Genomic DNA, 14682 nt, shown 5'->3' on the forward strand with positions numbered 1-14682 from the left:
CATTATGCCGTTTATGCATAGGCTAGTGTGTAACAGCATTAGTCGAAATCACCTGAAAACCCTAGTATTGCCAGCACTCCGGCACATGCCGGGCCTTTATTGAGACTCCCTCTATCATGTCCTCCGCTGCATTACTGCGCACCGAAAAAGACCTGCTTGGCGTACTCGAAGTCCCCGCCGACGCTTACTACGGCATTCAAACCCTGCGCGCGGTGAATAACTTTCACCTCTCCGGCGTTCCGATTTCGCACTACCCCAAACTGGTGGTGGCCCTGGCCATGGTCAAGCAGGCTGCAGCCGACGCCAACCGTGAACTGGGCCACTTGGGCGAAGCCAAGCATGCAGCGATCAGCGAAGCCTGCGCACGGCTGATACGCGGTGATTTCCATGAGCAGTTCGTGGTGGACATGATCCAGGGCGGGGCTGGCACCTCGACCAACATGAACGCCAACGAAGTGATCGCCAACATCGCGTTGGAGGCCATGGGGCATCAGAAAGGCGAGTATCAGTACCTGCACCCTAACAATGACGTGAACATGGCGCAGTCCACCAACGACGCCTACCCCACCGCCATTCGCCTGGGCCTGCTGTTGGGCCACGACGCCTTGCTGGCCAGCCTCGACAGCCTGATCCAGGCCTTCGCGCGCAAGGGCGAGGAGTTCAACCACGTCTTGAAGATGGGCCGCACCCAGCTGCAAGACGCCGTACCGATGACCCTTGGCCAAGAATTCCGCGCATTCGCCACCACCCTCGGCGAAGACCTCAATCGCCTGCGCAGCCTCGCGCCAGAACTGCTGACTGAGGTCAACCTGGGCGGCACCGCGATCGGCACCGGCATCAACGCCGACCCGGGCTACCAGCACCTGGCGGTCGCACGCCTGGCGACCATCAGTGGCCAACCGCTGGTGCCCGCTGCCGACTTGATTGAAGCAACCTCCGACATGGGCGCCTTCGTGCTGTTCTCCGGGATGCTCAAGCGCACCGCCGTCAAGCTGTCGAAGATCTGTAATGACCTGCGCCTGCTGTCCAGCGGCCCGCGTACCGGCATCAATGAAATCAACCTGCCGGCACGCCAGCCGGGCAGCTCGATCATGCCGGGCAAGGTCAACCCGGTCATCCCGGAAGCAGTCAACATGGTTGCTTTCGAGATCATCGGCAACGACCTGGCGCTGACCATGGCGGCCGAAGGCGGTCAATTGCAGCTCAACGTGATGGAGCCGCTGATTGCCTACAAAACGTTCGACTCCATCCGCCTGCTGCAACGGGCCATGGACATGTTGCGCGAGCACTGCATCGTCGGTATCACCGCCAATGAACAGCGCTGCCGGGAACTGGTGGAGCATTCCATCGGCCTGGTCACTGCCCTGAACCCCTACATTGGCTATGAAAACGCCACCCGTATCGCTCGGGTCGCTTTGGAAAGCGGCCGAGGCGTACTTGAACTGGTGCGCGAGGAAGGCTTGCTCGACGACGCCATGCTGGACGACATCCTGCGCCCGGAAAATATGATCGCGCCGCGGTTAGTGCCCCTCAAGGCCTGACCCAGCGCAACGCTCACCAGGGAGAGCCTAGACAACTCTCACCTTTGAGGGCTCGGGGACGCGTCTCCGGGCCCTTTTTTTATCCGCTGTAAAACGCTGGACCATAACGGTACATACAATGAACGGCTTGACCGTTCGCGTACCAAATAGCTGCACGACCACCCCGTGATGGGTATAGTGCGGCGCTTTCTACTTGCGAGGTATCCCCCCATGCTCGAAGTCATCAACGACTTCCTATCGGGAAAAGTACTGATCGTTATCATCGTCGGCCTTGGTGGCTACTTCACCATTCGCTCGCGATTCGTACAGTTTCGGCACTTTGCCCATATGTTCACAGTCTTCGGGCAGAGCCTGCGTAGTAGCTCCGACCAATTGAGTTCGTTCCAAGCGCTGATGCTCAGCCTGGCCGGGCGCGTGGGCGCTGGGAACATTGCCGGTGTCGGTATCGCGGTGACCCTGGGTGGCCCGGGCGCGGTGTTCTGGATGTGGGTAACTGCCCTGGTGGGCATGGCTAGCAGCTTTTTCGAGTGCTCCCTGGCCCAGCTGTACAAACGCAAAGACGCTGAAGGCCAATTGCGCGGCGGCCCTTCTTATTACATCGAGCATGGCCTGGGCAAACGCTGGCTGGGCATGATCATGGCGGTGCTGCTGCTGGTGACGTTCGGCCTGTCCTTCAATGGCCTGCAGTCCCACGCGGTGACCAGCTCCCTGAACGACGCATTCGGTCTGTCCACCACTTGGACCGGCCTGGGCCTGGCAGTTTTGCTGGGGCTGGTATTTTTCGGTGGGATCAAGCGCATCGCCAAGGTCGCGGACCTGCTGGTGCCGGTGAAAACCCTAGCCTACATTGCAGTCAGCGCCTACGTGATCGTGCTGCAATTCGACCACGTTCCCGAGATGCTGCTGACCATCGTGCGCAGTGCCTTCGGCATGGACCCGGTATTCGGTGGGCTGGTGGGCAGCGCTATTGTGATGGGCGTCAAGCGCGGCGTGTTTGCCAACGAAGCCGGCCTGGGCAGTGCGCCCAACGTGGCGGCCGTGGCACAGGTTGAGCACCCTATCGCACAAGGCGTGGTGCAAGCATTCAGCGTGTTCCTAGACACGTTCGTGATCTGCACCTGCACCGCCCTGCTGATCCTGCTATCGGGCTTCTACACCCCTGGCTTCGAGGGTGACGGTATTGCCCTGACGCAAAACTCGCTCGCCGCTGTGGTGGGCGAATGGGGCCGGATGTTCATCAGCGTGGCCCTGGCCCTGTTCGTGTTCACCTCCATCCTCTACAACTACTACCTGGGCGAGAACAGCCTGCGCTACCTGGCGGGCGAGAACCGCAAGTTGCTGCTGGGCTTTCGCGCCTTGGTCTTGGTGCTGATCTACTGGGGTGCGGTCGAAGACCTGGGCACCGTATTTGCCTTTGCCGACATCACCATGACCCTGCTGGCCTTCGTCAACCTGATCGCCCTGGCCATGCTGTTCAAGGTGGGCCTGCGGGTGCTGCGCGACTACGATGCGCAGCGTAAGGCTGGGGTGAAAATCCCGGTGTTCGATGCCGACCAGTTCCCTGACCTGGACCTCGACCGCTCGGCGTGGCCCAGCCTGAAAAACAGCGCAAGCCCAGAGCCACAGCCACTGGGCGCGCAGCTCCACACGCCGCGTTGAGGTAGCCGACATGATCATTGCTCAGCACGTGCGCGTGCTCTACACCGGCGGCACGATTGGCATGCAGGCCAGCGCCCAGGGCCTGGCCCCGGCGTCGGGTTTCGAGCAGCGCATGGCTGAACAATTGCGTGCTCGGCCCGACCTTACAGTGCCGACTTGGAGCTTTCGTGAACTGCTGCCTTTGATCGACAGTGCGAACATGACCCCGGCTTACTGGCAGCGGCTGCGCGAGGCAATCGTCGAAGCCGTCGACCGCGATGGCTGCGACGCGGTACTGGTGCTGCACGGCACCGATACCCTGGCCTATAGCGCCGCCGCCTTGAGCTTCCAGCTACTGGGCCTAGCGGCCCCGGTGGTGTTCACCGGGTCCATGCTGCCGGCCGGCGTTGAAGGCAGCGACGCTTGGGAAAACCTCAACGGCGCGCTGCTGGCGCTGGGTGAGGGCCTGGCGCCGGGGGTGCACTTGTACTTCCATGGGGAAATGCTCGCACCGACGCGCTGCGCGAAAATTCGTAGCTTTGGCCGCAAGCCCTTCGCCACTCTACAACGCAATGGCGGCGGGCCCTTGCTCGACGCCCTGCCAGACGCCCTGCACTACCGCACGCCGAAACAAGCGGCGGACGTCGCCGTGTTGCCATTGGTGCCAGGCTTCGCTGGGCAATCGGTGCTGGCCGCGGTGCTCGCCGGTGGTATTCAAGCGCTGATTCTGGAGTGCTATGGCAGTGGGACCGGGCCGAGCGACGACCCGTTATTTCTGGCCACACTCAAGCAAGCCAGCGAAAGCGGTGTGGTGATCGTGGCGATCACGCAATGCCATGAGGGCGGGGTTGAGCTGGATGTTTACGAAGCTGGTAGCCGCCTGCGCGATGCAGGGGTGCTGTCGGGCGGCGGGATGACCCGTGAGGCCTCGTTCGGCAAGCTGCATGCCTTGTTGGGCGCTGGCTTGCCGGTGGCAGAGGTGCGCCGCCTGGTCGAGCTCGACCTCTGCGGCGAACTTGCCTGACGGTTTAGAGCTCGGGGGCAAGCCCCCTCCTACAATTCATACGCAATCTGTAGGAGGGGCCTTGGCCCCGATCTTTTGATCTTCGGCCGCATGAAAAGATCGGGGGCGAGCCCGCTCCTACGCGCGGTCGACGTTGATGAGGCCGCGGTCTTTTTCGACGTCGCGCAACATCGATTGCAGGTTCTTCTCGATGTTGTCGCACAGCGCTGTCGTCTGGATCTCATGTTCGCTGGGGCGGAACGGGCTCTGCAAGTCGGTCCCGATCTTTTCAATCGCCAACAGCATAAAACCTACCACGGTCGAAGCCAGTGGGGTAAACCAGCCCAGGGTTTCCACCAAGCCAATGGGTACGATCAGGCAGAACAAGGTAATGAACAGCCGCGGAAACGCCACGTATGGGTACGGTAGGGGCGTATTGGCAATGCGCTCCATGCCGCCCTGGCAATTGGAGATTTCCACCAGGGTGGACTCGATGCGCGCCAGCCGAATGCTGTCCAGGCGCCCGCCTTCATATTCCTTGGCCAGCAAGGCCGCCGAGCCGGTCAGGATATCGTTGGGGAAGTTATTGGTGTCGTGCCGTAGGGCGAACTCTTCTTCAGTGATCAGGTGGCGGATGGCTTCCGGGCAGCTCTCGCCTTTGAGATGCGCTGCCAGCGCCCGCACATAGGCTACGTGGCGGTGCAACAGCACTTCTTTGATGGGGTTCATCCCCGAGTCATCTTCGATCAATGTCAGCGCTTGCCGGGCAAAGCTGCGGGAGTTGTTGACCAGAGCGCCCCACAAGGTTCGCGCTTCCCACCAGCGGTTGTAGGCACTGGAGTTACGGAAACTGGTGAGCACCACCAATGCCGAGCCGAGCAGGGTCAGTGGCAATGACGGCAGGCTGATTTTGCGGTCCAGGAACAGCATAAAGTCGGCGGTGACGATAACGTCCCAGATCAGCAGCCAAAATAACGACCAGCCGACATACGTAATGGTTTTGATGACGAATCGGAATTTTTTGACGATGGCACGCTGCAAGGGCTTCTCCCGCAATAAAAAGAGTATTGCCTGGCTTCGAATAGCAAAAGCTCGTTTTGGTTCGCGCGGCCGCGTAAAAAATCCAGCCTTAGCCGCACCAGACTGACCGTAGCCGCTCTATGGCCTCAGCCATGCGACCCTCCTCGACCGCCGCAAACCCTAATAGCAAACCCGCGCGGTCATCCACAGGCGTCGTGCTGTCTGGCAACCAATAATCCGAAAGCGCCGTCACCTCGACACCCACCTGTTCGGCCTGTGCCACTAGGCGCTGCTCACTGGCAAAGGAGTGCGCGGCGATCTTCACGTGGAGCCCGGCATGGATCGCAGGCAACGCAGCGCAGCCGTCGATGCTTGCTGGCCACTGTGCGATCAGGGCATTGCGCCGGCTTAACGCCGCCTTGCGCATGCGCCGGATATGCCGCTGAAAGTGCCCGGCCGCCATAAAAGCCGCCATGACCGCCTGGCTGGCTGTATCGCAGTGGCGGATGTCCGTCGCCTGGCGTTGGGTAAACGGCTCGACCAAAGGCTGCGGCAACACCAGATAGCCCAGCCTGAGCGCGGGAAACGCTACCTTGCCGAAGGTCCCTACGTAGATCACCCGGCCCGCGCGGTCCAACGCCGCCAATGGGGCCAAGGGCGCGTCGCTGTAGCGGTACTCACTGTCGTAGTCGTCTTCGATGATCCATCGCCGGCCCCGCTCGGCCCAGGCGAGCAATTGCAGACGCCGTGCCAGGCTCAACGTGACACCCGTGGGGTATTGATGGGCGGGCGTGACATACGCCAGGCGGCAATCGCTGTCCTGCGGCAATGCAGCGCAATCTAGGCCCTGCGCATCCACTCCCACCCCCTGTAACCGCGCCCCCGCTGCCGCAAAGGCGTGAGCCGCCGCCCGGTAGCCTGGGTTTTCCACAGCTACGCTATCGCCGGGGCTCAACAGCAGCTGTGCACAACGGCTGATCGCCTGCTGTGCGCCGGTGGTGATCACTATTTGTTCAGTGGTGCAGTTCAGCCCGCGCGAGGCGCGTAAATACGCGCCGATCAGTTCGCGTAATCGCCTGTAACCGGCAGGGTCGCCGTAGCCCAAAAGGGTCGGATCGGGGTTTCGCCAAAAATGCGCTTGGAGCTTTGCCCATTGGGCGAAGGGAAATAAATCCACGGCAGGCACGCCTAAACGAAATGCCTGTGGCGGCCCCTGCCGAGGGCTTGGCAAAGGCGCCAGAGGCGTTGGGCCCAGGCGGCTAGGCAACGGGGCTAAAACTGCCAAGCCGCTGGAGAAATCATCATGCGCTGTGGATAAACCTGTTGATAAGCCTGTGCGCAACCCTGTGGATGAATTTGTGGATAATTTCCCGGGGGGCTTATTGAGCGCGCTGACATAGGTGCCACTGCCCACCAGACCTTCGACAAAACCCTCGGCGTAGAGCTGGTCGAACGCTCGCACTACCGTGTTCCTCGACACTCCCAAAGCGGCCGCCAGGTCTCGGCTCGCGGGCAGCCGCGTGCCTGCTGCCATACGCCCATCCAACATGCGCTCGCGCAGCGCTTGATAAAGCTGCCGGCTCAAGCCGCCCAAGGTACGGTCGAGGCTGATACCTGTGGGGTCAACACCTAGTGCAGTCACCTGAATGGCTCCCTGAAAATCGCCGGTAATGGACCTTACAACAGTCCAATGTGCTGTCTAGGATAGCCAGTCACTGCTCAGGATGCCCGTCATGTACACACCCCGCGCCTTCGCGTTTGCCGATACCGCCCAGTTGCATGGGTTCATTGCTCAGTCGCGGCTAGCGACACTGGTGACCCACGGCGCCGCAGGCTTGCAAGCCAGCCACCTGCCGCTGCTCTTCGACCCTGGCCAAGGCCCCCATGGCACGCTCAGCGGCCACCTGGCCAGGGCCAACCCGCAGTGGCAGGTATTGGCCGCAGGCGCTGAGGCCATGGTGATTTTCCAAGGGCCTGAGGCCTATATCAGCCCAGGCTTCTACCCGGCGAAGGCCGAACATGGCAAGGTCGTGCCCACCTGGAACTACGTGGCGGTGCATGCCTACGGCCGCCCTGAAGTATTCGACCATGCCCAACGCCTGCACACCCTGGTCAGCCAGCTCACGGACCGTTTCGAAGGGCCGAGGCCGCAGCCATGGGCGGTAAAAGACGCCCCGGCGGATTACATCGCCGGCATGTTGCAGGCCATCGTCGGGTTTTCACTGCCCATCGAGCGCCTCGAAGGCAAACGCAAACTCAGCCAAAACCGCTCGAACGCAGACATCGCCGGGGTCAAGGCGGCGCTTACCGACAGCGATGAGCCCACAGAACGGGCACTGGCCCATTTGATCGATATCGATTCGAGGCAACCCTGATGAATGACCTGACGATCCAACCTGTGCGCGCCGAGGACTTCGCTGCTTGGCTGACCTTGTGGCAGGCCTACCAAGGCTTCTATCAGGTCGAGATACCCAGGGCGGTAAGCGAAACCACCTGGCTGCGTATGCTCGACCCTGCCGAGCCAGTCCATGGCGCATTGGCCTGGCGGAACGAAGTGGCGGTGGGCATGGTCCATTTCATCTATCATCGGTCATGCTGGGCGGTGGAAAATTCCTGTTACTTACAGGACCTCCTCGTCCTCGAGGGCCTGCGCGGCCAGCGGATCGGTAGACGCTTGATCGAGTATGTCTACGCCATTGCCAGGACGGCGGGTTGCAGCAAAGTGCATTGGCTGACCCACGAAACCAATGCAACCGCCATAACCCTGTACCAGAACATCGCCGAACGCCCCGGTTTAATTCAATTCCGTCACGCGCTTCAGGAGCATTGATGTCTACGACCCCCTTGAATTGGCAGCCTGCCCACGCCCCGATTCCCGATAGCCAGACCGGCCGCTTCATTCGCCTGGAAAAGCTCGACCCCAGGCGCCACAGTGAAGACCTGTGGAACGTGCTGATCGGCCCCGGCTGTGACGAAAAGCTCTGGGACTACCTGCCCTACGGACCTTTCGTCGAGCGCGAGCCCTTCGACATTTGGCTCGATGGCTATGCGATGAGCAACGACCCACTGGGTTTCTGTGTGGTAGACCTGGAAACCGGACAGGCCCAAGGCATTCTCAGCCTGATGTCCATCGTACCGGCCCACGGGCGCATCGAAATCGGCCATGTGGCGTTCAGCTCGGCCATGCAGCGCACGCCCAAAGGCACCGAGGCCATCTACCTATTGGCCAAGCTCGCCTTTTCCCAGGGCTACCGCCGGGTGGAATGGAAATGCGACAACGCCAACATGCGCTCACGCAACGCCGCCTTACGCTATGGGTTCAGCGCTGAGGGCGTGTTCCGCCAACACATGGTGGTCAAGGGCAAGAACCGCGACACCGCGTGGTTTTCCATCATGGACAGCGAATGGCCACCCATCGACAAGGCCTTCGAGGCTTGGCTGGCCGAGGACAACCAAGTCGCGGGCGGCCAGCGCAAAACCCTGGCGCAATTGCGCGGCCAGGCTTAACGCAAGCGTTCGGCCAGCACTTTGATGTGCTCCGGGCCGATACCGCAGCACCCGCCGATATGGCTGGCGCCTCGTTGGCGCCAGTCCTGCGCCCAATGCAGGTAGCCGGGCGGGTCGAGGTCCTCGCGCAGTTCGTCCAGGCCGTCGTTGGCCTTGGCGTCTTTTGGCTGAGGCGGGAACGCATTGGCATAGGTGCCAATGGCGATATCCGCGCCTAACCGTTCGAACGTTTGGCGAGCGGCATCGATTGCGGCACCGATCACTTCCGGCTGGCTACAGTTGAACAGCAAGGTTTCCACCCCCATTTGCGCGGCGGCTTCAGCAGCCTCCGCCACTGGCTCACCCGAACGCAGGCGGGGCACTTCGTCGGTGTCTTCGTCTTTAAGCGTGAAGGACAGCCAGAAGGCTTTACCGTCTAACGGCAAGCGCTCGCGAATGGCCCTGGCTTCGACAATCGCGCTTTGGGTTTCAGCCAGCCAAAAATCGACATAGCCGTCCAGGCCGGCAATCAATGGCAGGAGAACTTCGTCGACCCGGTCGGCATCGAACAGATCTGGCCGATATGAACCGAACAACGGCGGCAACGAGCCCGCCACCTTCACCGGCTCCAGCGCAGCATCGGCCGCCTTACGCGCCAACTGCCCGGCGCGCTCGGCCAGTTGCTGGCCTTCAGCGGCAAACCGCGGCTGGCCGATGTGAAAAGGCACGACCGCATAACTGTTGGTGGTGATGACCTGAGCGCCGCTGGCAATATAACTGGCATGCACCGCCTCTACGGCTTCGGGCGCCTCGCTAAGCGCCAGCGCCGACCACTCAGGCTGACGGAACGGCGCGCCACGGCGCTGCAGCTCTCGGCCCATACCACCATCAAGAATCACTACGGGTTTTTCAGTCATATAACTTCTACTTCTATGATTATGAAAAAAACTCACTATGAGTTGTTCTCTTAGAACTATTTAATACACCACCCACTATTACTTACAACCATTTTATTCCAGGTGATCTTTGTGAAACTTCGCGCCGTTCTGGGCATTGCCCTGTTGACTATCACCGCTTCCACCCAAGCCCTGGCGGGAGCCACACTGCAGCGCGTGGAGCAGAACAAAGAACTGGTGGGGGTGCTGATGGAAAGTTACCCACCGTTTTCTTTTCTTAACGAGCAGAACCAACTGGATGGCTTCGACGTTGACGTGGCTAAAGCGGTCGCGCAAAAACTGGGGGTTAAGCTGAAGCTGGAAACGCCGTCGTGGGACGTCATTGCCGCAGGCCGTTGGAGCGGGCGATATGACATCTGCATATGCTCCATGACCCCGAGCAAAGCACGCGCCGAAGTGTTCGACTTCCCCGTGCAATACTACGCGTCACCGGCGGTAATCGTGGTCAACGCCAAAGACGACCGCATCCATTCGGCTAAAGACCTGAGCGGCAAAAAGGTTGGCCTGACCAGCGCGTCAAGCTATGAGAGCTATCTGAACAAAAACCTGGTCATCGAAGGGGCTGAAGACACGCCTCTGAGCTACCCGTTCGAAGACGTACAGATCGCCCCCTATGACACGGACAACGTGGCCTTCCAGGACTTGGGCCTGGGTGCCGGAGTACGCCTGGATGCCCTGCTGACCAACCTGGTCACCGCGCAACCGCGCTTGAACCAAGACAAACGCTTCAAAATTGCCGGCGCGCCGCTTTACGAAGAGCCTAACGCCGTGGCCATCGAAAAAGGCGACGCCGAGTGGAACGCCAAGGTGCGTCAGGTGTTCGCCGAGCTGAAAGCCGACGGCACCCTGAGCAAACTTTCGCAAAAATGGATCGGCGCTGATATCAGCAAATGAGTGCTCCCCTGCCCCCACGTTCGCGCCTACAGCGGGTATTCGGTTTTCGCACACGGCTGTACCTCACGTGGGCAGCCCTGTTCGTGCTGTTCGCCGGTTTTTTCCTGAGTTTCGACCTGAAACTGTCGATCATTCTGGACAAACTGCCCAACCTGGTGGGGCTGCACCTGGCGCCCAACGGCTTTCTGCAGGGTGCGGCGCTGACGTTATTTCTTTGCCTGTGCTCCATCGTGGTGTCGGTAGCGCTGGGCTTCATCACGGCGCTCGGTAGGTTGTCGCACAGTGCGGTGGCGTTCGGCATTGCCAGCTTTTATGCCTCGTTCTTTCGCGGCACGCCGTTGTTGATCCAGATCCTGCTGATTTATCTGGGGTTGCCGCAACTGGGCGTGGTGCCAGGGGCCATTACCGCGGGCATCATTGCCCTCTCGCTGAATTACGGCGCCTACCTGAGTGAAATCTTTCGCGCAGGCATTATCGGCGTCGCCCCCGGGCAAACCCAGGCAGCCATGGCACTGGGTATGAGCCCCCGGGTGATTTTCTGGCAAATCACCTTGCCCCAGGCCATGCGTACGATCATTCCGCCGACCACCAACCAGTTCATTTCGATGCTCAAGGATTCCTCCCTGATCTCAGTCATGGGGGTGTGGGAGGTGATGTTTCTGGCGCAGTCCTACGGGCGTTCGAGCTATCGCTATATCGAGATGCTGAGCACCGCCGCGATTCTCTACTGGGTGCTGTCGATTGCCCTGGAACTGCTGCAGGCACGCATGGAGCGGCACTACGGCAAGGCTTACGTGCGCTGAAGTGTCACGCTGCGGGGCCAGCGTACTAGCGCTGGCCCCGCCTCGGTCAAGCGATCTCGACCAAGATCTCACCCGGGTTGACCCGATCGCCTTTGACCACATGAATGGCCGTGACCTTGCCGGCCACGGACGCCTGCACTTCGGTCTCCATTTTCATCGCTTCGGTGATAAGGACCGCCTGCCCAGCCTTGACCGTATCGCCCTCTTTGACCAGTACATCAACGATGTTGCCCGGCATGCTGGTGCTGACATGGCCCGGTTCAGACGCTTGCTTGCGCTTGCCAATGCCGCCGCCGACAAACTCGTTGAGTGGCTCGAACACCACTTCTTCCGGCATGCCGTCGATGGACAGGTAGAAGTGCCGTTTACCTTCGGCCTTGACTCCCACGCCGGTGATGTCGACCCGATAGCTCTCGCCATGCACGTCAATAACGAACTCGGTGGGCACGCCCTCGCCGCTGGCCGATGTGACCGTGCCCGGCTCTGGAATGGGCAGTAGCAGTTCCGGGCTCAGGGTGCCGGCTTCGCGTTCCTCAAGGAATTTGCGCCCGATGTCGGGGAACATGGCGTAGGTCAGGACGTCTTCCTCGGTCTTTGCCAAGGCCCCGATCTCCCCGCGCAGCTTGGTCATTTCCGGCTTGAGCAAGTCGGCCGGGCGTACATCGATGACCTCTTCGCTACCAATGGCCTGGCGCCGCAGCTGTTCGTTGACAGGCCCAGGCGCCTGGCCGTAGCCGCCCTGCAAGTAAAGTTTCACTTCATTGGTGATGGTTTTGTAACGTTCGCCGGCCAATACGTTGAAGAAGGCCTGGGTGCCGACGATCTGCGAAGTCGGCGTCACCAGTGGCGGAAAGCCGAGGTCTTGGCGCACCCGTGGAATCTCTGCCAGCACTTCACCCATGCGGCTCAGCGCGCCCTGCTCTTTTAGCTGGTTGGCCAGGTTGGAAATCATCCCGCCGGGCACCTGATTGACCTGCACGCGGGTATCAACGGCGGTGAATTCACTCTCGAACTGGTGGTACTTCTTGCGCACAGCATAGAAGTACAGCCCGATTTCCTGCAGCAGTTCAAGGCTCAGGCCGGTGTCGAACTCGCTGCCTTTGAGCGCCGCGACCATGGATTCGGTGCCGGGGTGGCTGGTGCCCCAGGCAAAGCTGGAAATGGCCGTGTCGATGTGGTCCGCACCGTTTTCCACGGCCTTGAGCTGGCACATGGCAGCCAGGCCAGCGGTGTCATGGGAGTGGATGAAAACTGGCAGCGACTGCTCGGCTTTGAGTGCCCGCACCAGCTCACCGGTAGCAAAAGGGGTCAACAAGCCCGCCATGTCCTTGATCGCCACGGAATCGCAGCCCATGGCTTGCATCTGTTTGGCCTGGGCCACGAAGGCTTCGATGGTGTGCACCGGGCTGGTGGTGTAGGCGATGGTGCCCTGGGCGTGCTTACCGGCAGCTTTTACCGCTTCGATCGCCACCCGCAGGTTACGCACATCGTTCATGGCGTCGAAGATGCGGAACACATCGATACCGTTCTCGGCGGCCTTGGCCACGAACGCCCGTACTACGTCATCGCTGTAATGGCGGTAGCCCAGCAGGTTCTGGCCGCGCAAGAGCATTTGCAGGCGGGTATTGGGCAGCGCCTCGCGCAACTGGCGCAGGCGTTCCCAAGGGTCTTCCTTGAGGAAGCGCACGCACGCATCAAACGTCGCGCCGCCCCAGACTTCCAGCGACCAATAGCCGACTTTGTCGAGCTTGCCGCAGATCGGCAGCATGTCTTCGGTGCGCATGCGGGTGGCCAGCAGTGACTGGTGGGCATCACGCAGAATGGTGTCGGTAACATGGATCTTCTTGGACATTGGAGGTCTCCTTGTTGCGCTGCGAGCCCCGAGCTATCCACAGGGGACTGCTGGTGACTCACAGCGGCTGATTCATAGTCCCGCGTGGGCGGCGATAGCGGCGGCAATGGCCAGGGCCAGCTCTTCGGGCTTGCGCTTGATCGAGTACTGGGTCAGTTCCGGGTGGCTTTCCACAAAGCTGGTATTGAACTGGCCACTACGGAATTCGGGGTTGCGCAGGATCTCCTGGTAATAGGCCGCGGTGGTCTTGACCCCCTGCAAGCGCATGTCATCCAGGGCGCGCAGGCCGCGGTCCATGGCTTCCTCCCAAGTCAGCGCCCAGACCACCAGCTTCAAGCACATGGAGTCGTAGAACGGTGGAATGGTGTAGCCCGTGTAAATCGCCGTATCGGTGCGCACGCCGGGGCCGCCGGGCGCGTAGTAGCGGGTAATCTTGCCGAAACTGGGCAAGAAATTGTTCTTGGGGTCCTCGGCATTGATCCGAAACTGCAAGGCGAAACCCCGGTGCTGGATATCTTCCTGCTTGACCGACAACGCCAGGCCGGACGCGATGCGAATTTGCTCGCGCACAATATCGATACCGGTAATTTCTTCGGTAATGGTGTGCTCGACCTGCACCCGGGTGTTCATTTCCATGAAGTACACTTCGCCATCGGCGAGCAGGAACTCCACGGTACCCGCATTCTCATAGCCCACGGCTTTCGCCGCGCGTACCGATAAGTCGCCGATATAGGCGCGCTGCTCGGGCGTAAGCTGGGGGCTGGGGGCGATTTCGATGAGTTTCTGGTTGCGCCGCTGAATCGAGCAATCGCGCTCGAACAGGTGCACCACATTGCCAAAGCAGTCGCCCAGAATCTGCGCTTCGATGTGCTTGGGGTTGACGATGCACTTTTCCAGGAACACTTCGGCAGAGCCAAACGCCTTGGTGGCTTCGGAAATCACCCGCGGAAACGCCTGCTCCAGTTCTTCCCGGCTATTGCAGCGGCGGATGCCACGGCCACCCCCGCCCGAAGTCGCCTTGAGCATGACGGGGTAGCCTATACGTTCGCCTTCGAGCAAGGCTTCGGCGATATCGGCAACGTTGCCTTCGGTGCCCGGCGTGACCGGTACCCCTGCTTTGATCATGCTGCGGCGTGCTTCAGTCTTGTCGCCCATGCGGCGGATGACCTCCGCCGCAGGGCCAATAAACTTGACCCCACGCTCGGCGCAGATGTCCGCCAGCTCGGCGTTCTCCGATAAAAAACCATAACCTGGGTGCAACGCGTCACAACCAGTTTCAACCGCCAGGTTGACCAATTTGCGCGGGTTGAGGTACCCGGCCAGCGGATCGGCACCGATTCCATAGGCCTCGTCGGCACGTTTAACGTGCAAGGCGTGGCGGTCGGCATCGGAGAAGATCGCGACCGAACGGATGCCCATCTCAGCGCAGGCACGCACGATTCTCACGGCAATCTCACCGCGGTTAGCGATCAGGATCTTTTTTATCACG

At 60.8% G+C, this 14682-nt stretch carries 13 protein-coding genes; 8 read left to right on the plus strand and 5 right to left on the minus strand.

Annotated features, from left to right (window positions below; genetic code table 11):
- The first annotated feature begins 116 nt into the window (after positions 1–116).
- The 3 genes from aspA (at position 117) to QCL65_RS00375 (ending at position 4203) form a co-directional block, all read left to right on the plus strand.
- Complete coding sequence (gene aspA / locus QCL65_RS00365; RefSeq protein ID WP_407313749.1) at positions 117–1541, plus strand: aspartate ammonia-lyase; 1425 nt, start codon at positions 117–119, stop codon at positions 1539–1541.
- Between the two features lie 210 nt (positions 1542–1751).
- Positions 1752–3200, plus strand: a complete 1449-nt coding sequence (locus QCL65_RS00370) for an alanine/glycine:cation symporter family protein (RefSeq protein ID WP_407313751.1) — start codon at positions 1752–1754, stop codon at positions 3198–3200.
- Between the two features lie 10 nt (positions 3201–3210).
- Complete coding sequence (locus QCL65_RS00375) at positions 3211–4203, plus strand: asparaginase (RefSeq protein WP_407313754.1); 993 nt, start codon at positions 3211–3213, stop codon at positions 4201–4203.
- Between the two features lie 117 nt (positions 4204–4320).
- Here the strand turns inward: QCL65_RS00375 and QCL65_RS00380 are convergent, their stop codons facing one another.
- Positions 4321–5223 carry a bestrophin family protein gene (locus tag QCL65_RS00380; protein ID WP_407313756.1) on the minus strand — a complete coding sequence of 301 codons (903 nt, stop codon included), beginning with the start codon at positions 5221–5223 and terminating at the stop codon, positions 4321–4323.
- An 88-nt stretch (positions 5224–5311) separates the two neighbouring features.
- Positions 5312–6844: a PLP-dependent aminotransferase family protein gene (locus QCL65_RS00385; RefSeq protein ID WP_407313758.1), complete on the minus strand. Its 1533-nt coding sequence runs from the start codon at positions 6842–6844 to the stop codon at positions 5312–5314.
- A gap of 91 nt (positions 6845–6935) precedes the next feature.
- Here QCL65_RS00385 and QCL65_RS00390 point away from each other — a divergent pair, with 91 nt between their 5' ends.
- Genes QCL65_RS00390 through QCL65_RS00400 form a run of 3 tightly spaced genes read left to right on the plus strand, consistent with a single transcriptional unit; the run spans position 6936 to position 8709 of the window.
- Positions 6936–7577, plus strand: coding sequence for an FMN-binding negative transcriptional regulator (locus QCL65_RS00390; RefSeq protein ID WP_407313760.1), 642 nt, complete (start codon positions 6936–6938; stop codon positions 7575–7577).
- On the plus strand, positions 7577–8032 hold the full coding sequence (locus QCL65_RS00395) for a GNAT family N-acetyltransferase (protein ID WP_407313762.1): 456 nt from the start codon (positions 7577–7579) through the stop codon (positions 8030–8032). Before QCL65_RS00390 ends, QCL65_RS00395 begins: the two co-directional genes overlap by 1 nt.
- Positions 8032–8709, plus strand: a complete 678-nt coding sequence (locus QCL65_RS00400) for a GNAT family N-acetyltransferase (protein ID WP_407313764.1) — start codon at positions 8032–8034, stop codon at positions 8707–8709. Before QCL65_RS00395 ends, QCL65_RS00400 begins: the two co-directional genes overlap by 1 nt.
- Here QCL65_RS00400 and QCL65_RS00405 read toward each other — a convergent pair.
- The gene (locus QCL65_RS00405) at positions 8706–9605 is read right to left on the minus strand and encodes a homocysteine S-methyltransferase family protein (RefSeq protein WP_407313767.1); all 900 of its coding nucleotides are present in this window, start codon (positions 9603–9605) and stop codon (positions 8706–8708) included. The two genes, QCL65_RS00400 and QCL65_RS00405, sit on opposite strands and share 4 nt — an antisense overlap.
- A 111-nt stretch (positions 9606–9716) precedes the next feature.
- Between QCL65_RS00405 and QCL65_RS00410 the strand changes: the two genes are divergently transcribed.
- Both QCL65_RS00410 and QCL65_RS00415 read left to right on the plus strand, forming a co-directional pair.
- On the plus strand, positions 9717–10538 hold the full coding sequence (locus tag QCL65_RS00410; RefSeq protein ID WP_407313769.1) for an ABC transporter substrate-binding protein: 822 nt from the start codon (positions 9717–9719) through the stop codon (positions 10536–10538).
- Positions 10535–11341 carry an amino acid ABC transporter permease gene (locus tag QCL65_RS00415; RefSeq protein ID WP_407313771.1) on the plus strand — a complete coding sequence of 269 codons (807 nt, stop codon included), beginning with the start codon at positions 10535–10537 and terminating at the stop codon, positions 11339–11341. Before QCL65_RS00410 ends, QCL65_RS00415 begins: the two co-directional genes overlap by 4 nt.
- A gap of 46 nt (positions 11342–11387) precedes the next feature.
- Here the strand turns inward: QCL65_RS00415 and oadA are convergent, their stop codons facing one another.
- Entirely contained in the window at positions 11388–13193 is a 1806-nt protein-coding gene (gene oadA, locus QCL65_RS00420) for a sodium-extruding oxaloacetate decarboxylase subunit alpha (RefSeq protein WP_407313773.1), read from the minus strand.
- Between the two features lie 72 nt (positions 13194–13265).
- Entirely contained in the window at positions 13266–14681 is a 1416-nt protein-coding gene (locus QCL65_RS00425) for an acetyl-CoA carboxylase biotin carboxylase subunit (RefSeq protein WP_407313776.1), read from the minus strand.
- Position 14682: the final 1 nt, after the last annotated feature.

The organism is Pseudomonas sp. nanlin1 (genome assembly GCF_045571515.1).
Taxonomy (GTDB): domain Bacteria; phylum Pseudomonadota; class Gammaproteobacteria; order Pseudomonadales; family Pseudomonadaceae; genus Aquipseudomonas.